Origin of the sequence: Streptomyces sp. NPDC051219 (assembly GCF_040682335.1) — a bacterium.
Classification (GTDB): Bacteria; Actinomycetota; Actinomycetes; order Streptomycetales; family Streptomycetaceae; genus Streptomyces.
This window is the reverse complement of record NZ_JBFBAS010000004.1, coordinates 214,086-237,074: the sequence shown is the minus strand read 5'-3', so window position 1 is coordinate 237,074 and position 22,989 is coordinate 214,086. Positions and strand designations below refer to the sequence as shown.

Annotated in this window: 21 protein-coding genes and 3 pseudogenes; 14 read left to right on the top strand and 10 right to left on the bottom strand. The window is 70.3% G+C overall.

The annotated features are described in order from the left end of the window. Positions 1-509 precede the first annotated feature (509 nt). Positions 510-893 (bottom strand): annotated as a pseudogene (locus AB0M62_RS08075) (NTP transferase domain-containing protein); the annotation flags it as partial. Between the two features lie 29 nt (positions 894-922). Further along, on the bottom strand, positions 923-2,257 hold the full coding sequence (locus AB0M62_RS08070; RefSeq protein WP_366073258.1) for a DUF6716 putative glycosyltransferase: 1,335 nt from the start codon (positions 2,255-2,257) through the stop codon (positions 923-925). 187 nt (positions 2,258-2,444) lie between these two features. On the opposite strand from AB0M62_RS08070, the gene AB0M62_RS08065 reads away from it, so the two are divergent. From AB0M62_RS08065 to AB0M62_RS08055, 3 genes are read left to right on the top strand one after another with little or no spacing between them, the layout of a single operon-like run. Further along, a complete protein-coding gene (locus AB0M62_RS08065) occupies positions 2,445-3,422 on the top strand; it encodes a glycosyltransferase family 2 protein (RefSeq protein WP_366073257.1) in 978 nt (325 codons plus the stop codon). Then, the gene (locus AB0M62_RS08060) at positions 3,422-4,786 is read left to right on the top strand and encodes a polysialyltransferase family glycosyltransferase (RefSeq protein ID WP_366073256.1); all 1,365 of its coding nucleotides are present in this window, start codon (positions 3,422-3,424) and stop codon (positions 4,784-4,786) included. Before AB0M62_RS08065 ends, AB0M62_RS08060 begins: the two co-directional genes overlap by 1 nt. Beyond that, positions 4,783-5,940 carry an acyltransferase gene (locus AB0M62_RS08055; protein ID WP_366073255.1) on the top strand — a complete coding sequence of 386 codons (1,158 nt, stop codon included), beginning with the start codon at positions 4,783-4,785 and terminating at the stop codon, positions 5,938-5,940. Before AB0M62_RS08060 ends, AB0M62_RS08055 begins: the two co-directional genes overlap by 4 nt. Here AB0M62_RS08055 and leuE read toward each other — a convergent pair. Both leuE and AB0M62_RS08045 read right to left on the bottom strand, forming a co-directional pair. Then, positions 5,927-6,583, bottom strand: a complete 657-nt coding sequence (gene leuE, locus AB0M62_RS08050) for a leucine efflux protein LeuE (RefSeq protein ID WP_366073254.1) — start codon at positions 6,581-6,583, stop codon at positions 5,927-5,929. The genes AB0M62_RS08055 and leuE overlap by 14 nt on opposite strands. 101 nt (positions 6,584-6,684) lie before the next feature. Then, complete coding sequence (locus AB0M62_RS08045) at positions 6,685-8,283, bottom strand: methylmalonyl-CoA mutase family protein (RefSeq protein ID WP_366073253.1); 1,599 nt, start codon at positions 8,281-8,283, stop codon at positions 6,685-6,687. Between the two features lie 190 nt (positions 8,284-8,473). On the opposite strand from AB0M62_RS08045, the gene AB0M62_RS08040 reads away from it, so the two are divergent. Then, positions 8,474-9,322: a L,D-transpeptidase family protein gene (locus AB0M62_RS08040; protein WP_366073252.1), complete on the top strand. Its 849-nt coding sequence runs from the start codon at positions 8,474-8,476 to the stop codon at positions 9,320-9,322. A gap of 115 nt (positions 9,323-9,437) precedes the next feature. Here AB0M62_RS08040 and AB0M62_RS08035 read toward each other — a convergent pair whose 3' ends face one another. The 5 genes from AB0M62_RS08035 to AB0M62_RS08015 all read right to left on the bottom strand — a co-directional run bounded on the left by AB0M62_RS08035 (position 9,438) and on the right by AB0M62_RS08015 (position 14,275). Further along, positions 9,438-10,433 carry a hypothetical protein gene (locus tag AB0M62_RS08035; RefSeq protein WP_366073251.1) on the bottom strand — a complete coding sequence of 332 codons (996 nt, stop codon included), beginning with the start codon at positions 10,431-10,433 and terminating at the stop codon, positions 9,438-9,440. After that, positions 10,433-11,119, bottom strand: coding sequence for an RNA polymerase sigma factor (locus AB0M62_RS08030; RefSeq protein ID WP_366073307.1), 687 nt, complete (start codon positions 11,117-11,119; stop codon positions 10,433-10,435). Before AB0M62_RS08030 ends, AB0M62_RS08035 begins: the two co-directional genes overlap by 1 nt. 312 nt (positions 11,120-11,431) lie before the next feature. Continuing rightward, a complete protein-coding gene (locus tag AB0M62_RS08025) occupies positions 11,432-11,992 on the bottom strand; it encodes a hypothetical protein (RefSeq protein ID WP_366073250.1) in 561 nt (186 codons plus the stop codon). 73 nt (positions 11,993-12,065) lie between these two features. After that, the gene (locus tag AB0M62_RS08020; protein ID WP_366073249.1) at positions 12,066-12,566 is read right to left on the bottom strand and encodes a hypothetical protein; all 501 of its coding nucleotides are present in this window, start codon (positions 12,564-12,566) and stop codon (positions 12,066-12,068) included. An 83-nt stretch (positions 12,567-12,649) separates the two neighbouring features. Beyond that, on the bottom strand, positions 12,650-14,275 hold the full coding sequence (locus AB0M62_RS08015) for a glycoside hydrolase family 20 protein (RefSeq protein ID WP_366073248.1): 1,626 nt from the start codon (positions 14,273-14,275) through the stop codon (positions 12,650-12,652). Between the two features lie 171 nt (positions 14,276-14,446). Between AB0M62_RS08015 and AB0M62_RS08010 the strand changes: the two genes are divergently transcribed. The 6 genes from AB0M62_RS08010 to AB0M62_RS07985 all read left to right on the top strand — a co-directional run bounded on the left by AB0M62_RS08010 (position 14,447) and on the right by AB0M62_RS07985 (position 20,632). Further along, complete coding sequence (locus tag AB0M62_RS08010) at positions 14,447-15,028, top strand: 2-oxo-4-hydroxy-4-carboxy-5-ureidoimidazoline decarboxylase (RefSeq protein ID WP_366073306.1); 582 nt, start codon at positions 14,447-14,449, stop codon at positions 15,026-15,028. Positions 15,029-15,215: 187 nt separating this feature from the next. Then, complete coding sequence (gene sdhC / locus AB0M62_RS08005) at positions 15,216-15,596, top strand: succinate dehydrogenase, cytochrome b556 subunit (RefSeq protein WP_366073247.1); 381 nt, start codon at positions 15,216-15,218, stop codon at positions 15,594-15,596. 5 nt (positions 15,597-15,601) lie between these two features. Next, a complete protein-coding gene (locus AB0M62_RS08000; RefSeq protein ID WP_366073246.1) occupies positions 15,602-16,078 on the top strand; it encodes a succinate dehydrogenase hydrophobic membrane anchor subunit in 477 nt (158 codons plus the stop codon). 23 nt (positions 16,079-16,101) lie between these two features. Further along, complete coding sequence (gene sdhA, locus AB0M62_RS07995) at positions 16,102-17,856, top strand: succinate dehydrogenase flavoprotein subunit (protein ID WP_366073245.1); 1,755 nt, start codon at positions 16,102-16,104, stop codon at positions 17,854-17,856. After that, positions 17,856-18,614, top strand: coding sequence for a succinate dehydrogenase iron-sulfur subunit (locus AB0M62_RS07990; protein ID WP_366073244.1), 759 nt, complete (start codon positions 17,856-17,858; stop codon positions 18,612-18,614). Before sdhA ends, AB0M62_RS07990 begins: the two co-directional genes overlap by 1 nt. A 317-nt stretch (positions 18,615-18,931) precedes the next feature. Further along, positions 18,932-20,632, top strand: a complete 1,701-nt coding sequence (locus AB0M62_RS07985) for an RICIN domain-containing protein (protein WP_366073243.1) — start codon at positions 18,932-18,934, stop codon at positions 20,630-20,632. A 62-nt stretch (positions 20,633-20,694) separates the two neighbouring features. Here AB0M62_RS07985 and AB0M62_RS07980 read toward each other — a convergent pair. After that, positions 20,695-21,076: pseudogene (locus AB0M62_RS07980) on the bottom strand (hypothetical protein); the annotation flags it as partial. A 3-nt stretch (positions 21,077-21,079) separates the two neighbouring features. On the opposite strand from AB0M62_RS07980, the pseudogene AB0M62_RS07975 reads away from it, so the two are divergent. The 4 genes and pseudogenes from AB0M62_RS07975 to AB0M62_RS07960 all read left to right on the top strand — a co-directional run. Next, a pseudogene (locus tag AB0M62_RS07975) lies at positions 21,080-21,250 on the top strand (SMP-30/gluconolactonase/LRE family protein); the annotation flags it as partial. 158 nt (positions 21,251-21,408) lie between these two features. Then, positions 21,409-21,855, top strand: a complete 447-nt coding sequence (locus tag AB0M62_RS07970; RefSeq protein WP_366073242.1) for a hypothetical protein — start codon at positions 21,409-21,411, stop codon at positions 21,853-21,855. A gap of 5 nt (positions 21,856-21,860) precedes the next feature. Beyond that, positions 21,861-22,262, top strand: coding sequence for a DCC1-like thiol-disulfide oxidoreductase family protein (locus AB0M62_RS07965; protein ID WP_366073241.1), 402 nt, complete (start codon positions 21,861-21,863; stop codon positions 22,260-22,262). 11 nt (positions 22,263-22,273) lie between these two features. After that, the gene (locus AB0M62_RS07960) at positions 22,274-22,978 is read left to right on the top strand and encodes a TetR family transcriptional regulator (protein ID WP_366073240.1); all 705 of its coding nucleotides are present in this window, start codon (positions 22,274-22,276) and stop codon (positions 22,976-22,978) included. Positions 22,979-22,989 lie beyond the last annotated feature (11 nt).

The following is a 22,989-nucleotide window of genomic DNA, read 5'->3' as shown; positions in this document are numbered from 1 at the left end:
GTCCTTCGCTGGGGGCGTGGGGTGTGCAGGGGACCTGAGGGGTTGGAGCGGTGGTGTGCGGTGTCGTCGAGGGGACGCGGGACACCGCCGGGGGGACGTGGGGGATCCAGGAGGGGCGGGGTGTCGAGGAGGGGCGCGAGCGCCCGGGCTCGCGCCAGGTCGTGCGGGTCGTCGATCTCCAGCACGCGGGCCGGATCGGCCGGTACGAGGGCGGTCCGGCCGAAGAAGCGGTGACGTGCCTCGCGGAACCCGGCCGCGTCCATGGCGTACGCGGCGCCGGTCTCCAGGAAGTCCTGGGGCCGGTCCTGCCGGCGCGGCCGGAAGGACTGGTCGTGGTTGACGCCGTAGCCGCCTTCGGCGGCAGGGGCGGTGCCGGTGCCGGAGGCGTCCGGTGCGGATCCGGGTGCGGCGTCCGTGCCGGCGGATGCCCGACCGGCAGCCGTGGTGACGGGATCCCCCGTCTCGGCGGCGCCCGCGCGCCAGACGAAGCCGTGGAACGGCGCCGCCGTCACCGCCGTTTCCGCTCCGCCCCCGGTCACTGCGGACGCCACTCCGTCGACGTCCTCCGGGGTCAGGAACGGGCTTGTGCACTGCACCAGCAGGACGACATCCACCCGCACCCCGTGGAGCGCCTCGTACGCGTCCATCGCGTGCAGGACGGCGGATTCGCTGGTGGCGGTGTCGCCTGCGATGCCACCGGGACGAGGTACCACTTCGGCCCCCGCGTCCCGGGCGGCGGCCGCGATCGCGGCGTCGTCCGTGGAGACGGCGACGGCGGTGACCAGGCGCGCCGCGCGGCAGGCGTACACCGCGCGGGCCACCAGTGGGACGCCGCCCACGGGGGCGAGGTTCTTGGCGGGGACGCCCTTGGATCCGCCGCGGGCGGGGATCACGGCGAGGACCGTGCGTACGTCGGTGGTGCTCACAGTTCTCCCATCCGGCGGATGACGGGGGCCACGCGCTGGACGCCGTGCCGGTACGCGCCACGGGCCGCGTCACGCAGCGCCGAGCGGACCCAGCGGCGTACACCGGAGGCTTGTGACGCTGCCGGCGCGGCACCGGGCAGCGGGGCCCCGTCGGGGCCGAGGTGGTGGCGGGCGAGGATGCCGGGGAGGTATCCGGGCGCGGTGGCCAGGGTGTAGTAGGGGGCGGGCGACGGGAGTTGCGGCTGTTCGGTCAGCTCCGCGATGCGCTTGCGGGCCGCGTCGAAGGCACTCGCGTAGAGGTCGCCGCAGGGACCGTCGGCGGCGACGCCATGACGGGCGAGCCACTCGGGGTCGGCCTGTGGACGGTGGCCCTCGTCGAGCTGGTCCCAGGACGCGAGACAGCCGGAACCGAGGAAGTGGTGGTTGCCGAGCGCCTCGCGCACGCCGAGGTCGGTCAGCACGGCGGTGGGGATGCCCCGGTGCAGGGATTCCAGCGCCGCCGTCGAACTCACCGTCACCAGCAGGTCGGTGCGGTCGAGGACGTCGCCCATGTGCCCGTAGACCAGGCGGCAGTTGTCGGGCAGCCCGCCCTGGATCCGGTCGGCGAGCCGCTGGTACGGCAGCTCCTCCAAATGCGTGGTGTGCTCACCCGGCTTGCTGCGCAGCTTGACCAGGACCTCCCGCCGCGAATGCAGCCTGGCGTGCTGGACGGCGCGGCGCAGCAGATAGCCGCGGTCCGCGCGGCTCTCCGGCACCGACGGCTGGGCCGCGAAGACGACGGTCTCCGCGCCGTCGGGGCGCTCCTCGTACGGCGCGCCGCCGAGGAACGGCAGGGCGGTCTCGACGACGCTTGCGGCGTCGGCGCCCACCCCCTCGTACACCGTGCGGAAGCGCTCGGCGTCGTGACGCGAGTTGGCGAGGACGAGGTCGGCGCCGTGGCGGAGCAGAAGCCCGTCGGCGAGCTTTTCGTATACGACTCCGACGTATCCGGTGACGAGTACGGGGCGGGCGGCGGCGGCCGGCCAGAGCCGGCGCAGGCCGTGCAGCATCGCCTGTACGGCGCCGCCGACGAGCGCGAGCACGACCACGTCGTACGGCTCGTTCCTCATTTCCTGAAGGAACTCCGCGCTGGTCACCTCGCTCAACCGGTCGGCTTTTACACCGACTTCGCCGAGCTGGCGCGCGGTGGGGGTGGCCCGGCCGCGAAGCAGAAATCCGGTGAGGTGGAGTTCGGGGGCGAGGCGGTGCGCGGTGAGTGCGCCCCATTTCCATCGCGTATCGGAATCCGCGAGTACGGCGACCCGCAGGTTCCTCTTGGTACTTACTGGCACGACGCCGACGCTATGCAGGCGTTCCGCTTGACGGCCCAACTCGTCCGCAACAGCTGGTTAACAGCCTGTCGCTGAAATGCGAATGTGGCGTGGAATGAGGCAGGTTAACGGTCTCGCCATTCTTCGTTCATCCACTGTCCGCGTGCGGGCCAGAATGGATGCCGGGACAAGTCCTAAGGTCACCCGGGTGGTTAAGCTCTCCGTCGTCGTGCCGTTCTTCAACGTGCAGACATACGCTCCCGACACCCTCAGAAGCCTCCGTGCGAATGCGCGAGAGGATTTCGAATTCATTCTCGTCGACGACTGTTCGTCCGACGGGACGCCGGAGCTGCTCGAACGCGCAGCCCGCGAGCTGCCGGGAGCGGTCGTGCTCAGACATGAGCAGAACGGCGGGCTGGCCACCGCGCGCAACACCGGGCTCGACGCGGCGCACGGCGAGTACCTCACCTTCCTGGACGGCGACGACTGGCTGGCGCCCGGCCACTACGCCCGGGTGCTCGCCGCCATCGAGGCGCTGGGCTGCGACTTCGTCCGTACCGACCATGTCCAGTGCACGGCTCGCGCCCGTACGGTCCATCGCGTCCCGCACGGTCTGCAGGGCGAGGTCTCCTCGCCGCGCGACGCGATCCTGCCCGCCGACCGGTCCACGTCGGTCGACTATCCGTACGCCTGGGCCGGGGTCTACCACCGCCGGCTCGCCGACCGCGGACTGCTGCATTTCACGGACGGGCTGCGGACCGCGGAGGACCGGCCGTGGATCTGGCGGCTGCACCGGGAGGCCGAGACATTCGCCGCCGTGGGGCTGCCGGGGATCTTCTACCGGCGGGGGGTCGCGACCTCACTCACACAGATCGGCGATGTGCGTCAGCTCGACTTCATCCGGGCATTCGACCAGGTCCTGGAGGAAACCGCCCGGGACCGGGATGCGGAAACGCTCCTGCCGAAAGCCGTGCGCACGTACTGCGCGATCATTTCCCACCACGTGGGATCCGCTGAAAGGTTCGAACCAGCCGTGGCCCGAAAACTGCGCTCCATGAGCGCGGCCGCTCTCAAGCGAATGCCGCAGAATGTCCTGGACGACGCGCTCGATTCCATGGATGTCCGCCGGGCCGCCCGGCTGCGAAGGCTCAGGCGGCGCCCGGTCGCCGCGGGGGTGGCCGCCTGATGCCGGGCCACGTCCGCACCACTCAGATCTTCCTGGCCTCCACGCTGTACGGGACGGCCACGATCGCCGCGGCGATCGACGCGGGCTGCTTCCGCCCCGCCGACCGCCGGCTGCTGCTCGTCAGCAACAACGCCGCCACCCCCGAGACGACGCCCGGCCTCGACGAGATGCCGGGCTTCGCGCTGCTGCGCGGCCGGTTCGACGGCGTGCTGTCGTGGAACGAGACGATCGCCCCCTTCCACCCGGGCAGTTGGGCCCCGCGCCCGGAGGACGCGCCGCTGTGGGAGCGGCAGTTGCGGCAGGTGTGGGAGCTGGGTGACGACCGGGTCGAGCTGATCGTCGAGTCGTTGCAGGTCAGCCCGGCGCTGTCGGTGGTCCAGCTGTTCCCGGGCGCGCCCGTGGAGGTCTACGCCGACGGCCTGATGAGCTACGGCCCGACCCGTAACAAGCTCGATCCGCTGATCGGTACCCGCGTCCGCGGACTCCTCCACCTGGACCTGGTGCCGGGGCTGAGGCCCCTGCTGCTGAGCGAGTTCGGTGTCGAGCCCCGGCTGGTGCCCACGGACGCGTTCACCAAGGTCCTCGCCGAGCTGGCCGGGACCGAAGCGGCATCCGCGCCGGGCCCGGCGGAACCCCCCGCCCTGCTCCTCGGGCAGTACCTCTCCGCCCTCTCCCTGCTCACCCCGCAGGAAGAGGAGGAACTGCACGTCCGGATGGTCCGCGGCGCGCACGCCCTCGGCCACCACCACCTGGTCTTCAAGCCCCACCCCAGCGCGCCCGCCCGTTGGTCGCGCCTGGTCGAGGAGGAGGCCGAGCGGCTCGGTGCCGAACTGACCGTGGTCGACAGCCCGGTCCTCGCCGAGGTGCTCTACCAGCGGCTGCGCCCGGCCCTGGTGGCCGGCTGCTTCTCCACGGGGCTGTTCACGGCCGCCATGCTGTACGGCATCCCGGTCGCCCGGACGGGTACGGAACCACTGCTCGACCGCCTCGCCCCGTACCAGAACAGCAACCGCGTACCGCTGACCATCGTGGACGCGCTGCTGCCCGACCTCTCCGACGAGCCGGCCCTCTCCGGCTGGGTGCCACCGACCGGGGAGCAGGTGCGCGAATCTCTGACCGGGCTGGTCACAGCCGTCGGATTCGCCATGCAGCCGCAGATTCTGGCCGGGCTCAGGCCGGCTGCCGAGCACTATCTCGCCCGCCATCTCGACGCGCACACCTGGCGTTACTTCAAGCGGCGCCGGCTGACCTCGCTCGGCCTGCCCGGCGCGGTCCCCGCACAGCTCGCGTTCATCCCGCGCAGCCCGGCGGTGCGGCGCGTGGTCCGCCGGGCCCGGCACCTCAAGCGGGCCGCGCTCGGATGACCTCGACTCCCACAGCCGCGTCCGGCACCCGCCACGCGGACCCGCTCCCGCGGCCGGCGGCCCGCGTGGCACGGGCCGGACCCCCGCCCAGGCTACGCGCCCTCGACGGACTGCGGCTGCTGGCCGCCCTGATGGTCGCCGCCTACCACCTCGGCGGCCGGGGCGGAGAGATCAGCAAGGCCTGGGGCACCTCGCCCGGCCTGCAGTTCCCGACCGCCTCCCCCTGGTTCGCGTACGGCTGCCTCGGGGTCCAGATCTTCTTCGTGATCAGCGGCTTCGTCATCTGTATGAGCGCCTGGGGGCGGCCGCTGCGGGCCTTCTTCGTGTCACGCGTGGCCCGGCTCTTCCCCGCGTACTGGGCGGCGATCGCGCTGGTGACACTCGTTTTCGCGCTGCCCTGGGTGGCGTACCGGACGGTGTCGCCCTCAAATTTCCTGCTCAACCTCACCATGCTCCAGCAACCACTCGGCGCCGAGAGGGTGCTCGGTGTCTGCTGGACTCTCTGGGCGGAGCTGCGCTTCTACGCCCTCTTCGCGCTCTTCGTCGTTCTGCCGGGCGGTGGCCGGCAGCGGATCCTGCTCTTCTGCGCGGTGTGGACGCTCGCCGCGGCGGTCGCCGACGCGGCGGACAGCCACCTGCTCGACCTCGTCCTGATGCCGGAGTACGCGCCGTTCTTCGTCGGCGGCATCGGTCTCTACCTGGTCCACCGCGACCGGCGGGACGTACTCGCCTGGGGTGTCACCGGCGCCGGCTGGCTGCTCGGCCAGCACTACGCCGTCGCCACGCTGTGGCACGCCCCCGACCCGCGGTTCTTCTCGTACCGCAGCGCGTCTGTGATCGTCGCCGTCGTCACCGCGGGCTTCGTCGCCGTGGCGCTGATCGCCGCCGGCCGCCTGGCGTGGGTGAACTGGCGGTGGCTGACGGTCGCCGGCGCGCTGACGTACCCCTTCTACCTGGTCCACGAGCATCTGGGCTGGGTGGCGGTCGGGCTGCTGCACCGCCACCTCGGCCTGCCCTCGTACGCGAGCCTGGTGGGCACGATCGCGCTGATGCTGCTGCTGGCGTGGCTGCTGCACCGCTGGGTGGAGCGGCCGCTCACCCCGCTGCTGAAGCGGTCCCTGAGCAGGGCTGGTGCTCAGGTCACACGCTGCTGACGGAGAGCTTCGCCGCGAAGCCGAGGAACAGCGCACCCGCCGCGGTCGTCGCACCCGCCGAAAGCCGCTTGCGGCGGCGGAACGCGGCCGACAGTCGGGTGCCGCCGAAGATCAGGGCCGAGAGGTAGAGAACGCTGGCCGCCTGGGCGAGCGCGCCGAGGAGCACGAAGGACAGCGCGGGATGGGCGTAGCCGGGGTCCACGAACTGTACGAAGAACGAGATGAAGAAGAGGATCGCCTTCGGATTGAGCAGGCTGATCACCAGGGCCCGGCGGAACGGCCGTTCGGCACCGGGCGCGGCCGGTTCAGCGGCTGCGGCCCCGGCGCTCCGCTCGTGGCGCGAACGCCACAGCGACCAGGCGGCGCGCAGCATGCCGATGGCGAGCCAGGTGAGATAGCCGGCGCCCGCGTACTTCACGATGCCGAACAGCAGGGTATTGGCCTGGAGCAGCGAGGCCACTCCCGCGGCGGAGAGCACCATCAGCACCGCGTCGCCGCACCAGACTCCGGCCGCCGCACGATAGCCCGTACGCACACCGCGCCTGGCGGCGACGGAGAGCACGTACAAGGAGTTCGGGCCCGGCAGCAGAATGATCAGGACGAGGCCCACGAGATACGTCGGAAGATCGGTGACACCCAGCATGCAGCGGAGTGTCGCACGTGGGTGCGACACTCCGTTCTCGTGTCCTGCATGTAAGACGGCTCAGCCTGGACGCACATGTCTTCTGATCTTCTGAGCCTGGGTCAGAACGCGTCGGACGGCACGTACGTCCCCCACACCTCGCGCAGCGCGTTGCACACCTCGCCGACGGTGGCCCGCGACCGCAGCGCGTCCTTCATCGGGTACAGCACGTTGTCCGTGCCTTCCGCAGCCTTCTTCAGCGCGGCGAGGGCTGCGTCCACCGCCGCCTGGTCCCGCTCGGCCCGCAGCTTGGCGAGGCGCTCCGCCTGCTGGGCCTCGATGGCCGGGTCGACGCGCAGCGGTTCGTACGGCTCCTCGGCGTCGAGCTGGAAGCGGTTGACGCCGACGACCACGCGGTCGCCGCTGTCGGTCTCCTGTGCGATGCGGTACGCGCTGCGCTCGATCTCGCTCTTCTGGAAGCCGCGCTCGATGGCGTTGACCGCGCCTCCCATGTCCTCGACCTTGGTCATCAGCTCGACGGCGGCGGCCTCGACGTCGTCCGTCATCTTCTCCACGACGTACGAACCGGCGAACGGGTCCACGGTCGCGGTGACGTCCGTCTCGTACGCCAGCACCTGCTGGGTGCGCAGGGCCAGACGCGCCGACTTGTCGGTCGGCAGCGCAATCGCCTCGTCGAAGGAGTTGGTGTGCAGCGACTGGGTGCCGCCGAGGACCGCGGCCAGACCCTGCACGGCCACGCGTACCAGGTTGACCTCGGGCTGCTGGGCGGTCAGCTGCACACCCGCGGTCTGGGTGTGGAAGCGCAGCATCCACGACTTGGGGTTCTTCGCGCCGAACTCGTCCCGCATGACACGGGCCCAGATGCGCCGGGCCGCGCGGAACTTGGCCACCTCTTCGAGGATCGTCGTCCGCGAGACGAAGAAGAAGGAGAGGCGGGGCGCGAAGTCGTCCACGTCCATCCCCGCCGCCACGGCGGTACGGACGTACTCGATGCCGTCGGCGAGCGTGAAGGCGATCTCCTGCGCGGGCGAGGCACCGGCTTCGGCCATGTGGTAGCCGGAGATCGAGATGGTGTTCCACTTCGGGATCTCGGCCTTGCAGTACTTGAAGATGTCGGCGATCAGCCGCAGCGAGGGCTTCGGCGGGAAGATGTATGTGCCACGCGCGATGTACTCCTTGAGCACGTCGTTCTGGATGGTGCCCGTCAGCCGGTCCGCAGGCACCCCCTGCTCCTCGCCGACCAGCTGGTACATCAGCAGCAGCAGCGCGGCCGGGGCGTTGATCGTCATCGACGTCGAGACCTTGTCCAGCGGGATCCCGCCGAACAGCACCCGCATGTCGTCGATCGAGTCGATGGCCACGCCGACCTTGCCGACCTCACCGCTCGCGATCGGCGCGTCGCTGTCGTGGCCCATCTGGGTGGGCAGGTCGAACGCCACGGACAGCCCCATGGTGCCGTTCGCGATCAGCTGCTTGTAGCGGGCATTGGACTCAACGGCAGTACCGAATCCGGCGTACTGACGCATCGTCCAGGGACGCCCCGTGTACATCGACGGGTACACACCCCGCGTGAAAGGAAAAGCACCGGGCTCACCCAGCTTCTCGGCCGGGTCCCAGCCACCGAGCACATCCGGCCCGTACACGGGCTCAATGGGGAGACCGCTCTCAGTGAATCGACCATTGCCCGGCTCGCGCGCCATTTGCTGTGCCTCCATCGACCTGCTGAAGCTACTGACTGGTACGACATCTTCGCGACGGACTGTAGTGGCGCCCACGCTGCGGGTGGAGAGCCGCTCGCTGGGACCTTGCTCACAGAATGCGCCGCAGTTCGCAACCAAGCACCCGCGGGAAGCATCCATTAGGTACACACACCATCACCGGGGGGCATACATGTACCGCACGACCGTCATAAGAAGAGCACTCATGGCGGCCGTGGCCGTGGCTTTCGCGGCCGGGTGTACGGCCCAGGCCGCGGGGACCACCGGCATTGCCACCCCGCCCTCGGCACCGACGGGGGGCGCCCCGGGGTCTCCCTCCGCGGACAGCAAGCCCTCCGAGCCCGCCACGTCCCCCTCCCCGACGGTTTCCGAGTCCCCGGGCTCGCCGGGGAAGGTGCTGATGGCAGAGGGGACGGAGAACGAGCAGGTCCGTGAGCTGCAGGCGCGGCTGAAGCAGCTCGACCACTTCAAGCGCAGCCCCACCGCCTTCTACGGCTCGATGACCACGGCCGCGGTCAAGGGGTTCCAGGAGCAGAGGAGCCTTGCGACCAGCGGCACGGTCGACGAGACCACGTGGGAGCAACTGGTCGCCATGACGAGGAAGCCGACGGGGAGTGAGCTGCGCCCGCCGACCACGTACGAGCTCGACACCCCGGACCAGCGGTGCATGACGGGGCGGGTGATGTGCATCAGCAAGGAGAGCCGGACCCTGGCATGGATGGTCGACGGCAAGGTCGTCTCGGCGATGGACGTGCGCTTCGGCTCCGAGAACACCCCGACCCGCGAGGGAACGTTCAGCGTCGGCTGGAAGGCCCGGAAGTGGGACTCGACGATCTACCACACCCCCATGCCGTACGCGATGTTCTTCAGCGGCGGCCAGGCGGTCCACTACTCGTCCGACTTCGCGGCCCGCGGCTACAGCGGTGCTTCGCACGGCTGCGTGAACGTCCGGGACGAGAGGAAGCTCTCGGCGCTGTTCGACGAGGTGAAGGTCGGCGACAAGGTCGTCGTGTACTGGTAGGTGAGAGGGCGCGGGCGGGACCGGGGGAACGTGTCCCGCCCGCGCCGATGCGCAGAGCCGTAGGTACGGGGGGAACCCCGGCTCATGCGCGGCCGATGACCAGTCGGCTCACTTGTTACTGCGTCACTGGCTCAAAAAGTGTTACAGCGCCCTGTCCAGCGGGGACGAAGTCGAGCGGAGGCGCCGGTGCCATGCCGGCGTCGGGGTCGGGGTTCGGCTTGCCCGCGTCGTCACCGTCGCCGTTTCCACTGCCTCCGTCACCACCGCCGCCGTCCTGGTCGCCGCTCTTCCCGTCGCCGGCGTCGCCCGTGCCGGTATCGAGCAGACGCTTGCAGAACCGCTCCACCCGGTGGGCGCCGCCGGCGTCTTCCGACAGGCGTCGCCGACGGTCCTCGGCCAGCCCCCGGCCGCTGCGGTAGTCGCGGCAGGCCTGAATCAGCCACTTGCGATTCCGCTCGGCGCTGTCCTCCCGCGCGGTGCCGCCCTCGGGCGCAGTGGTGCTTCCGGTGCCGTCCGACGGGTCCGGGGAAGTTGCCGGAGTGCCGGGGCCCTGTGTGGCGCCGTCCGGGGTGGCGGGACCGCTCGTCGCGGGTGCGGGGTCGCTGGGGACCGTCGTCCCGGGGGCGTGCGACATCCGCGTCTCCGGCTCGCCCACAGCGGAGACGGAGACCGCCGGCTCCGGCCGGGCACGGTCACCGAACGGAGTGGGCAGCACTCCGGTACCGGCCGCGACCGCCACACTGCCCAGAGCGCAGCAGGCCAGTGCGGCGGCAAGGCCGAAATTCACCGGGCGTCCCCAGCGCACGTGGCGACGGGGACGAGCGGTCGGGCCGGGGCCGGGCGCGGGCGTCAGGCGGACCGCCATCGGGGTGTCGTCGCCGAGCGGCGCACGCGTGCGGGCGCCGCTCGCCTCGCGGAAAGCCGCCAGCGCCGCCTCTTCACCCGGGAGTCCCGCGGCCCCGTTCTCCGAGACCTTGGCGGCGCGGTTGAGGTGGTCCGAGAGCCGCTCGGCATCCGCGCGCACCTGATCGTCAGCGCTCTCGACCGGTTCGCCGCGCAGCAACCGCTCCGCCGCTCTCCTGTCAAGCCACTTGTAGCGCTCGTCCGCCATCACATGTCCTTCTGCGTCCGCAGACGCGAATGCGTCACACCGGCCGGGGCGACAGCGCCCCGTCGCGGCGCTCGCTGCGGCGGCATGCCTCTCAGCTCCCCGGAGCGGTCGTTGCCGTCGGTCACGTCATCTGTGCCCTCCGCGCCCAGCAGCTCGGCCAGCCGCTTCAGCCCACGGTGGGCGGCCGTCCGTACCGCACCCGGACGCTTGCCCAGGGCTTTGGCGGCGCTCTTCGCGTCGAGTCCGACGACCACCCGGAGGACGACCGCCTCGGCCTGGTCCTGTGGCAGCTGGGCGATCAGCGCGAGCGTATCGCCCGTCGCGAGCGACTCCATCGCCTCACCCGCGGTGTCCGCGTCGGCGGGCTTGGTGGTCAGTTCCGTCTCGTCGCCGCCGACCGCGGGGCGCCTGCCCCGCATCCGTATGTGGTCGAGGGCGCGATTGCGCGCTATTCGCGCGGCCCAACCCCGGAAGCGGTCCGCGTCACCGCTGAACCGGCCGAGGTCCCGCGCTATCTGAAGCCACGCCTCCGAGGCGACGTCCTCGGCCTCGGCGTCGCCGACGAGTGTCCGTACGTATCCCAGTAGCCGCGGGTGCACGGCGCGGTACACAGTCCGGAACGCATTCTCGTCGCCGTCCTGTGCCGCGAGCACCGCGGTGGTCAGCTCCGCGTCGTCCCCCAGCACCGTCTCTACCCGTCCCACTGTCTTGTTCGCAGCTGGTCACTGCCGCGCCACACTGCGCGAACCTGCACGCTACGGCCTCTCACCTGCCCGCGTCCATGTGTTGTACAACAAGCAACCATCCACGAAGCCAACGGGGTGTGACAGAAAACGCACTCATGGCGCTGTTACGAGTACGGGCGCGTCGCACGAGCCCGTTGCGGACGACGGCCGGGGCCTCTCCTGTGGGGGGTGGCGGCCCCGGTCGTCCTTCCGGCCGCCGCCCGCGCCTCCGGGCGGGGGCGCGGGCCTGGGCCTTCACCGGGCCCACCTGTCTCAGCGCCGGGCGCGGGCGCGCCGCGACACGGCCGCGCGCAGGACGCGCCGCCCCTCCGTCGACAGGTCGAGCGCCTTGCGCAGCCCGGCCCCCTTGCCTTCGGCGAGTGCCTCCAGGATCTGCGTCTGCCGACGCAGCTCGCCTGCCGTGAGCGGGCTGACTCCGTCCGTGCCGCCGTCGAGCCGCCGGTGGATCTCCAGTGCCGCGTCCGAGCAGGCACCGGCCCACGCGCGCAGCTCCGCAGCGCAGTACGCCGAGGGAGCCCGGGCGGCCATGTCCGCCAGCAGCCCGGTCAGCTCCTCGGCGGCCCCGGCGGACTCGGCGGCCCCGGCGGTCGTTTCGGTGGCGGCGGAGGTGCCGTTCGCCACCGCAGCTCTCGCCGCCGCCACCCGCATCTTCCACTCGGCACCGCTGTCGGCGCCGGCCCACAGCGGCCGCAGCAGCCCCGGATCGGACGCCTCCCCGTCCTCCAGCAGGGCGAGGCAACGATCAATACAGGCCACCGCGCTTGCGGCCAGGCCCCTTTCATCGGCTCGCCCGAGCAGTTCCACCAGGCTCACGACGCCTCCCGAGGCACGGCCCGCACGTATTGCGAACCCTCTGCCTCCGTCTGCGTGCAGGGGCGAAATTGCGTCACAGTCCCAGCCGGTCCAGGAAGCAGGCGAACAGCTCTTCGGCGAGCGGATCCGCTTCGGCGGTCAGTGCCTCGAGCAACGGCCCGGACGGTACGGTCCGACCGGTCTCGGCCGCCCACTCGACCGCCTTGCGTGCAGCCTCCGGCGCCTCCAGGAACAGGTCTTCGAGCACCAGCCCGTCCGCGCTCAGATAACGGGCCATCGCGGCGCGCCCCAGGCATGCGAACCACGAGCCCCCGACCGGTGCGGCCGCCTCCACGACGACACACTCGCTGCCCATGACGAACGCGAAAAGAGCGGGCGTGCCGGTGTCCCTGGCCACTCCACGGGCAAGCGCGCCCATGTCCCCGACCTCGGGCTCACTTGGGTGCTCCCACACCTGCCATCCGTCGTCCCGCTCCTCACGGAGCTCCAGCCCCGCCCTTACCTCGGCCAGTGCCGCCAGCTCGGCGAGCGGACGGTCACTACGGCCCACGACGAAATACCCCCAGAACCCCATGGGCTCGAATCCACCACATCCGTACGGCGGTCCGCCACCGGAACACCGAATCGGATGAACTTCGGCCCCGGCCGCAGCACCGGTCAGCCGAGCTTTTCCGCGAGTGCCCTGAACTGCGTCCATTCCAGTGCGGGGTCACGCGGGTCCCACAGCTTCTGCGCCACCGCCCGCAGCGGCAGCCGGATGCCCTGGGCCACCTGCTCCTCGGTCTGCGCGTTAGCGAGGTCGCACCAGACGGCCAGCCTGCCGCCCAGGATCTGGCCCGAGTAGCGCTGCGGCACCGCCTGGCTGCCGCGCAGCACCAGCGGGGTCCACTGCTCGTAGATCCGCCGGCCGTCCGGGTAGGTGAACTCGTTGGGCTCGCCGAGGACGTAGTACAGGTACTCGTCATTGAGGTTGACCACCTTGCGGCCCTCCGCCAGGTACTCCACCGGCTCCCGGGCGCCCAGCTCCTTGCCCGTCCAGTACTCGACCTCGATGTCCTTGTCCGCGGTCACCACCCCGCCGCGGAAGAAGCCGTCGTTCCACGCCTTCGGCTGCTTGCCGAGCGGCCGCACGACGGCTGCCCGGTCGTTCAGCCAGCCCGTCGCCAGGTCCTGGACCCGCGCGTTCGCGCCGTACTTCTGCCGGGCCGCCGCGGCGAGCTGCGGATAGGAGGCCTCGGGGTCGTCCCGGACCAGGGCCTGGTACTCGTCGGCGCCGAGGTGGAAGAACGCGCCTGGGAACAGCTGGGAGTACTCGCGGAGCAGGTCGTCCACGATCTTCGCGGAACCGGGCTGGGCGATGTCGACAGCACCGCGTGTGGGCACTCCGCGCGCGTCCTTCAGCTGGAGCGAGGGGTGCTCCCGCAGGACCGCGCCGAGATGTCCGGGAGAGTCGATCTCGGGGACGACGGTGATGTGCAGCCGCGCGGCGAGCGCCAGGATGCGGCGTACCTCGGCCTTGGTCAGATGCTGCTCGGAGACGATCTCGGGGTGCGACGAGGACTCGATGCGGAAGCCCTGGTCGTCGGAGAAGTGCAGGCCGAGCTGGTTGAGCTTGAGGTCGGCCATCTCGCGGAGCCGGTCCTCGATCCACGCCGCGTCGAAGTGCTTGCGCGCGATGTCGACATTCAGCCCGCGCTGCGGGCGGTCCGGCCGGTCCTGCACGACGCCCTCGGGCATCTGCCCGTCGGCGCGCACCGACTGCTTCAGCGTGCGGGTGCCGTAGAAGACCCCGGCTTCGTCGGACCCGGTGATCCGCACCCGCCGGTCTGTCGTGGTGAGGGTGTACGACTCGGCGGCGGCCTGCCCGCCCTTCGGCTTGGGCGTGAGTGCGAGCTCGACGTCGCCGGCCCGGGCGGCCACACCGCTCGCGTAGCGGAGCTTCAGCTCGTGGGACAGGAGCTTGGCTTCGTCCGAAAGCGCCTCGCTGCCCTTGGCGACGAGCACCCGCGCGGTGGGCGCGGGCTTCCAGCCGGGGCCCCGGGCAGGTTCATGCGTTCGGACGAACGGAATGGTGCGGGGTGCTGTGGACAGCGGATAGGCCGTGGGGCTGGGCGCGGCCGGTGCCTCCGGCGCGGCCACGGTGGCGGGGGGTCTGCCGTTCGCCCCCGTGGCGCCGCCTCCCCCCGCTCCCTCGGGCCAGACGGCCACAGCGACCGAGACCGAGAGAGCGACGGCACCGGCGACCAGCCCACCTGCGGTCAGCGCACCGCGCGAATTCCACATCAGCCACTTACCTCCCACAAGGGATGAAAAGGACCAAGCATCCCATAAACCGTCTACATCAGGTTCTCAAACTCTCCCTTCCGGGTGAAATTCGCGCATCCGTCGGACAGGTCCCCCTGCCCGTCGATAACGTTTGAGGCACATCCCACCCATCCTTCCCAGGAGCCCACGCTGCCTCCCTCCTCTCAGGGTCGGCACAGCCTCGACCATGCCGCCATACCGGTCCAGAGCCGCGGCGACTCGCCCGACACCCGGACCGCCGGAGAAGAGTCCGTCGGCCGGCCCGACGCACTCGTCCGCTTCAACACCGCGTCCGGCGGCGCCGCCGAGGCCGCCCTCCTGGCCTGCTGCGGCAGCCACCGCTGGGCGCTCCGGCTGGCCGCACACCGCCCCTACCCCGATGTCGCCGCGCTGCTCGCGGCCGCCGACGAGGCCAGCTACGACCTCTCCGCCGCCGATCTGGCAGAAGCGCTGTCCGGCGAGGCCTCCGCCGACCTGCACCACAGCGCCCCGCAGGCCGCGCACACCGCGCTGCGGGCTGCCCACGCGGCGTACGAGAGCCGCTTCGGCCACGCGTTCGTGATCTGCCTCGACGCCGTACGCCCGACGGAGCAGCTCGACCAGCTGCTGGCCGGAATCCGCTCCCGGCTGGCCAACGAGCGGGACGAGGAGCGGGCGGTCACGGCCGACGAACTGCGCCGGCTGGCCCGCGGCCGCCTCGCCCGCCTGGTGGGAGATCGCCCGGAATCTTAGGATTCGGGCCGTCGCGATAGCCCATCGGTGCCTGTTTGATTGCTTGTTTGATCACACCTGAGGACCCCGGGCGAGCGAACCGACAAAGCGTCGCTACGATGGCCAGGGCCGGTGGACCGTACCCGGCCGGGCCTGGTCGACAACAGAAGCCGGCAGGCCCTGATCCCCGCTCCCGGAGGGTTCTTCCGTGCCGGCTGGAACGCTGTACCGCGGCCGGGAAGGTATGTGGTCCTGGGTGGCTCATCGAGTCACCGGCGTCCTCATCTTCTTCTTCCTGTTCGTACACGTCCTCGACACCGCTCTCGTCCGCGTCTCCCCCGAGGCGTACGACGACGTCGTGGCGACCTACAAAAACCCGCTCGTCGCGCTGCTGGAGTACGGCCTCGTCGCCGCAATCCTCTTCCACGCGCTCAACGGTCTGCGTGTCATCGCTGTGGACTTCTGGTCCAAGGGCCCCCGCTACCAGAAGCAGATGTTCTGGACCGTGATGGGCATCTGGGTCGTGCTGATGGCCGGGGCGCTCTACCCCGTGCTCGGGCACGCCGCACAAGAAGTATTCGGGAGCTGAGGCAGATGTCCGCTGACACCTCTTCTTCGATCGGGTCGGTCGAGGGCGTGAGTCCTTACGACGTCGACAACCCGGCTCCGGTCATCGACCCGCCGCGCAAGCGCACCGGGAAGACGCCCAAGTCGCCCCGCGGCAACTTCGAGATGGCCGCGTGGCTCTTCATGCGCCTGTCCGGCATCGTGCTCGTCGTCCTCGTCATCGGCCACCTGCTGATCCAGCTCGTGCTCGACGGCGGCGTCTCCAAGATCGGCTTCGCCTTCGTGGCCGGCCGCTGGGCCTCGCCGTTCTGGCAGACGTGGGACCTGCTCATGCTGTGGCTCGCGATGCTGCATGGCGCCAACGGCCTCCGCACGGTCATCAACGACTACGCGGAGCGTGCCAACACGCGCCTCTGGCTGAAGGGCCTGCTCTACACCGCCACGGTGTTCACCATCCTTCTGGGCACGCTGGTGATCTTCACCTTCGACCCGAACATCCGCTAGAGCCCGGGGCTGAGGCTGAACCCATGAAGATCCACAAGTACGACACCGTCATCGTCGGAGCCGGCGGAGCCGGCATGCGCGCGGCCATCGAGTCGACGAAGCGCAGCCGCACCGCCGTGCTGACGAAGCTCTACCCGACCCGCTCCCACACGGGCGCGGCGCAGGGCGGCATGGCCGCCGCGCTCGCGAACGTGGAAGAGGACAACTGGGAGTGGCACACCTTCGACACGGTCAAGGGCGGCGACTACCTGGTCGACCAGGACGCCGCCGAGATCCTGGCGAAGGAGGCCATCGACGCGGTCCTCGACCTCGAGAAGATGGGCCTGCCGTTCAACCGCACGCCGAACGGCACCATCGACCAGCGCCGCTTCGGCGGCCACTCCCGTAACCACGGCGAGGCCCCGGTCCGCCGGTCCTGCTACGCGTCGGACCGCACCGGCCACATGATCCTCCAGACGCTGTACCAGAACTGCGTCAAGGAGGGCGTGGAGTTCTACAACGAGTTCTACGTCCTGGACCTGCTGCTCCAGGACGTAGACGGGGTGAAGAAGTCCGCGGGCGTCGTCGCGTACGAGCTGGCCACCGGCGAGATCCACGTCTTCCAGGCGAAGGCCGTCATCTTCGCCTCGGGCGGCACCGGCAAGTTCTTCAAGGTGACGTCCAACGCGCACACCCTGACCGGTGACGGCCAGGCCGCCGCCTACCGCCGCGGACTGCCGCTGGAGGACATGGAGTTCTTCCAGTTCCACCCGACGGGCATCTGGCGCATGGGCATCCTGCTGACGGAGGGCGCCCGTGGTGAGGGCGGCATCCTCCGCAACAAGGACGGCGAGCGCTTCATGGAGAAGTACGCGCCGGTCATGAAGGACCTCGCGTCCCGTGACGTCGTCTCGCGCTCCATCTACACGGAGATCCGCGAGGGCCGCGGCTGCGGTCCCGAGGGCGACCACGTCTTCCTGGACCTCACGCACCTGCCGCCGGAGCAGCTCGACGCCAAGCTCCCGGACATCACCGAGTTCGCGCGTACGTACCTGGGCATCGAGCCGTACACTGACCCGATCCCGATCCAGCCGACCGCGCACTACGCCATGGGCGGCATCCCGACCAACGTCCAGGCCGAGGTACTCGCCGACAACACGACGGTGGTCCCGGGCCTCTACGCGGCGGGCGAGGTGGCCTGCGTCTCGGTGCACGGCGCCAACCGACTGGGCACCAACTCGCTGCTGGACATCAACGTCTTCGGGCGCCGTGCCGGTATCGCCGCGGCCGAGTACTCGGCGAAGGCCGACTACGTCGAGCTCCCGGAGAACCCGGCGCAGCTCGTCATCGACCAGGTCGAGCGCCTGCGCTCCTCCACCGGCACCGAGCGGGTCGCGGAGCTGCGTCGCGAGCTGCAGGAGACCATGGACGCCAACGTCATGGTGTTCCGCACGGAGCAGACGATCAAGACGGCGGTCGAGAAGATCGGCGAGCTGCGCGAGCGCTACCTGAACGTGTCCATCCAGGACAAGGGCAAGCGGTTCAACACGGACCTGCTGGAGGCCATCGAGCTGGGCAACCTGCTCGACCTGGCCGAGGTCATGGCCGTGTCCGCCCTGGCGCGCAAAGAGTCCCGCGGCGGTCACTACCGCGAGGACTTCCCGAACCGCGACGACGTCAACTTCATGCGCCACACCATGGCGTACCGCGAGGTCGGCGACGACGGCACCGAGACCATCCGTCTCGACTACAAGCCGGTCGTCCAGACCCGCTACCAGCCGATGGAGCGTAAGTACTGATGGCTACCCCGACCCTGGACAAGGCCGAGGCCGCCTCGGCCGCTTCCCCTTACATCACGGTCACGTTCCGGATCCGCCGCTTCAACCCGGAGATCTCGGACGAGGCGACCTGGCAGGACTTCCAGATCGAGATCGACCCGAAGGAGCGCGTGCTCGACGGTCTCCACAAGATCAAGTGGGACCTGGACGGCACGCTCACCTTCCGCCGCTCGTGCGCGCACGGCATCTGCGGCTCCGACGCGATCCGGATCAACGGCAAGAACAGGCTCGCCTGCAAGACGCTGATCAAGGACATCAACCCGGAGAAGCCGATCACGATCGAGGCCATAAAGGGCCTCACGGTCCTCAAGGACCTCGTGGTCGACATGGACCCGTTCTTCCAGGCCTACCGTGACGTCATGCCCTTCCTCATCACGTCGGGCAACGAGCCGACCCGCGAGCGCCTGCAGACGCCCGAGGAACGCGAGCGCTTCGACGACACCACCAAGTGCATCCTGTGCGCCGCGTGCACGTCCTCGTGCCCGGTGTTCTGGAACGACGGCCAGTACTTCGGCCCGGCGGCGATCGTCAACGCGCACCGCTTCATCTTCGACTCGCGTGATGAAGGCGGCGAGCAGCGCCTGGAGATCCTCAACGACAAGGACGGCGTCTGGCGCTGCCGCACGACGTTCAACTGCACGGACGCCTGCCCGCGCGGTATCGAGGTAACGAAGGCGATCCAGGAAGTAAAGCGCGCGCTGATCACGCGCCGCTTCTGACTCCCCTTCCGACTCCCCGAGTCGTACATGTACGAGGGCCCCGCCCCGGGTTGCGCACCGGGGGCGGGGCCCTCGCGCGTGCGGCGAGACGCGGGAGTCGCCGAGCTGCCCGACAGGGGCATGCTGGCTCAACCGCCCATGCCGATGCCGTGTCAGGCACCGATTGCCCTGCCGGAGCCTCAGTTACCGGCGGGAACATCTTTCCCCCGCGGATCTCGCTGCCCCACTATGGGGCTCTTGTTTCCTGCTGGTAACACCGGCGGGTTTCCGATGGCAGGCGGGCCGGTCGCGCCGTTCTCGAACAAGGAGTCGACAGGTTGTCAGAGCTCCACCACGTCGTTCCGATTCCCGCGGACGAGAGTGCTGTCTACAGCGCCCTGCCGGACGCGGCGCTCACCGAGCGCATCCGCGCCGGCGCCCCGACCGCATATCCGGCCACCCAGGAGCTCAAACGCCGCCACATGCCGGCGGTCCTCACCTACGCGCTGCTCTGCGGACGCAACCCGCTCGCCGGGAACCAGCTCGCCGTACAGGCCTTCGACCTCGCCGCCCAGGAGGCGTGCCGGGGCATCGAGCCCCAGGGGAACTGGCGCCACCACCTGCTGACGCTCGTTCAGCGGGTGGGCCTCACGTGGGCCGCGGGCAGTCGGCGGGCCCGGCTGAAACCCGAGTTCGTCGCCTGGATCGAGGAGACCGCCCCTTTCACCGCACCGGATCTGCCCGAGACCCGGCTCGAGTCGACGTCCGCCATTCTCACCGGCTTCTACCGGCTGCCGGAACTGACGCGGGGCATCCTCTGGTACGCGGTGGTGGACGAGGAGCCGGACGCCACGGTCGCTGCTTACGCCGGCATCCGTCCGAACATGATTCCCGAACTGCGGACCAAGGCGCAGGACGCCATGCGTCAGGCTTGTATCCAGGCATATCTGGAGCGCGCCGAGGACAGAAAGTGCCTGGGATTCCGCCGCATCATCGAGGCGGCGGCGCGGCCGGGGGACCGTCGGCACAGCGAGGATCTGGCTCTCCATCTCGAAGAGTGCACCAGCTGCGCGCTGCTCGTCGCCGAGCTCGGGCGAATGACCGACAATCCCCGGGTCGTGATCGCCGAGGGCCTGCTGCGGTGGGGCGGAGCTGCCTACGCGGCTCGCGGTCCCGTGAGCGACCTGCTCGACGCCATACCGGTCCAGCGCGACGGGTCGGAGCCCACGGCCGCCATGCCGGCGCTCGCCGGCTCCCCGAAGCCGCCGCAGAGCGGAGGAACGCGGTGGAAGGGCGCGAGGCGGCCGTCCCGGCTCACCGTCCTCGTCGCGGTGGCGGTCGCGGCCGCCGTCGTCCTCGCCGGCACCCTGCTGGCGACCGCTTCCGAGGACTCCGATCCGGCCCGCGAGCGCGACCGTGCGGAGAACCCCCCGCCGAGGGACGCCGTGCCCCCCGTCGCCGTCCCCGCGCCATCGGCGAGCCTCGGCGGAGAGCCGTCGCACAAGCCCTCCCCGAGTCCCAGCACCTCGGCCCCCGCCACATCGGTCCCCGTTCCCCAACCCCCGGCGGCTCCCGCTCCGTCGAAGAGCGTTCCGCACCGGCCGGTGCCCCTCGTCCCGGGCGGCGGCTACACCAGGGTCGTCAACGCGGATTCCGGACTGTGCCTGGACATCGAGAACGGCGTGATGGCGAACCGCACCGACGTCGTCATCGCCCCCTGCAACGGTGCGCTGACCCAGCAGTGGAGTCTGGACTCCATCGGCCTCCTGCGCAGCAACGCGGACCGCGACTACTGCCTGGACTCGCGCGGCAACACCGACCGGGGCGCCGGCATCTGGTCCTGCGCCTCCGTCAACGGCAAGAACGCCCTCAATCTGCTCTTCACCGTTGACGGGGCGGGCGCCATCCGCCCACAGGTCGCGCCGGACTTCGCCCTTGAACCCCTGGGGAGCTCTGCGGGCAGCTCCCTCGGCTTCGACCCGGCCGACGGAGACAGCGACCAGCGCTGGACCGCCGGCGCCTCCCCCGAGAACGCGTAGCGTCCGACGAGCACCTGACGATCAGCGGCCGAGCCGATTGCGCCGAGGAGTCACAGCTGACTGAGGATCGTGAGGTACTGGTCGTGCGGGGTCATCAGGATGCTGCCCGACCCCAGGTGGATCTTGTACGTGTGCAACTCGCCCCGCACGTGCAGGAACCGGCCCTCGACCGTGCACCGGTCCGCTGTCGCGAGCCGCGGCACGAGCCTGGCGAGGAGTGCGCGGCGGGTCTCGGCGCTCAGGTTCAGCTCGCCGAAGCCGTAAGACGTCCAGTACTCGCGGAAGCGGCCGCCGGGGCCACCGTCCTGCCATGTCGGGTCGTTGCCCACGCTGGCCACGCCCCACGAACAGGTCGACGTCCCGCAGGACTTCGCTGAGGACGAGCTCCGGTATGTCCGCGAGCGGGAGCGGATCGACCGGGTTATGGCCGTCCCGCAGCCACAATGCTTCGACGACGAGGGCCGGCTGTGGGCGGCCGCCATGTTCGGCGGCGTGCACTGCTACGACCCCGACGGCACGCTGATCGGCCGGCTGCGCACGCCAGAGGCGGCGTCGAACATCGCGTTCGGCGGCCCGAAGAACAACCGCCTGTTCATCACGGCGACGACGACTCTGTAATCGCTGGTGATGTCGGTGACGGGGGCGCCGCGGATCCGGCGACGCGCGCGCTGAACGCAACTCCCCAACCTGACCCGCCCATTCGCTTGAACATGTTCAAAAACAGGTCTAGATTCATCCGTGCCAGCCTTTTGAACACGTTCAAGGAGGGGTGGGGTATGGACCTCACTGTTGTCGCGTACGCCGTCTACCTGCTCATCAGCGTCGGTCTCACCGTCTGGGTGGCGCGCACGCTCAGCCGCAACGGGCGCATATTCATCGCCGATGTGCTGCACGGGGACGAGAAGCTCGCCGACGCCGTCAACCACCTTCTGGTGGTCGGCTTCTACCTCGTCAACCTCGGCTTCGTCGCGCTGTACCTCAAGGCGGCCGATGCGGTGGAGGACGCCCGCGGGCTCTTCGAGGCGCTCTCGGTCAAGATCGGTGTCGTCCTGCTCGTCCTCGGCGTGATGCACCTCGGCAACGTCTGGGTCCTGAACAAGATCCGCCGGCGTGGAGTCATGGAGCGCGAGCAGGTCCCGCCGGTCGGCCCGCAGGGCTGGACGGGCCCGGGGCAGGCCCCCGGTCCCTGGACCGCACCCGCCGCCGGTCCCGCCGGAGCGTGAGCACGATGGGCATCCCGGTCCGGACACTGACCGTCCTGTACGACGCCCGGTGCTCCCTCTGCGTCCATCTGCGGAACTGGCTGCTGCGGCAGCGGCAGCTCGTACGACTGGATATGGTGCCCGCCGGGTCGGACGAGGCGCGGCGGAGGTATCCGCACCTCAACCACGCCCGCACGCTGCGGGAAATCACCGTGATCGGCGACCGCGGCCAGATCTACGCCGGGCCTGCGGCCTGGATCGTCTGCCTCTGGGCACTGGCCGAGCACCGGCCGAAGGCCCACTGGCTCGCCACCCCGGCCGGCCTGCCCTTCGTCCGGGGCACGATGCTCGCGGCGGCGAAGTACCGGCAGTCGACGGGGGCGGCCGTCGGGACGCCCTGCGACGACCAGTGCGCCGTACCCCGTTAGGCTCGGACACCGTGACTGAAGCGAAGGCCCCCAAGAGCGAGCAGACCCGGACGCTCATCCTCGAAACCGCGCTCCGGCTCTTCCAGGAGCGCGGTTACGACAAGACCACGATGCGGGCCATCGCCAAGGAGGCCGGGGTCTCGGTGGGGAACGCCTACTACTACTTCGCCTCCAAGGAACACCTCGTCCAGGGCTTCTACGACCGGATCGGCGCCGAACACCAGGCGGCGGTCCGGTTCGTGCTGGACCGGGAGACCGATCTGGAGGCCCGGCTCGCCGGAGTGCTGACGGCGTGGCTGGACATCGCGGCGCCGTACCACGAGTTCGCGGCCCAGTTCTTCAAGAACGCGGCCGACCCGGAGAGCCCCCTCAGTCCTTTCTCCCCGGAGTCGGAACACGCGCGCGAGGGGGCCATCGCGATCCACCGGGAAGTGCTGGCCGGCTCCAGGGCCAAGGTCGCGGAGGAGCTCCGCGACATCCTCCCCGAGCTGATGTGGCTGTCCCAGATGGGACTGGTCCTGTACTGGGTCTTCGACCGCTCGGAGGGCCGCGAGCGCAGCCGGTGGCTCGCCGAGCGCGGCGCGCGGCTCACCACCCGCGGCGTCGCGCTCGCCCGTTTCCGTGTGCTGCGGCCGCTCGTACGCGAGGTGCACGAGCTGTTCACGGACTTCCTGCCTGGGATGGCGGAGACGGTGGCTGCCCGCAAGAAGCCGTGAGGCCCTGTGGT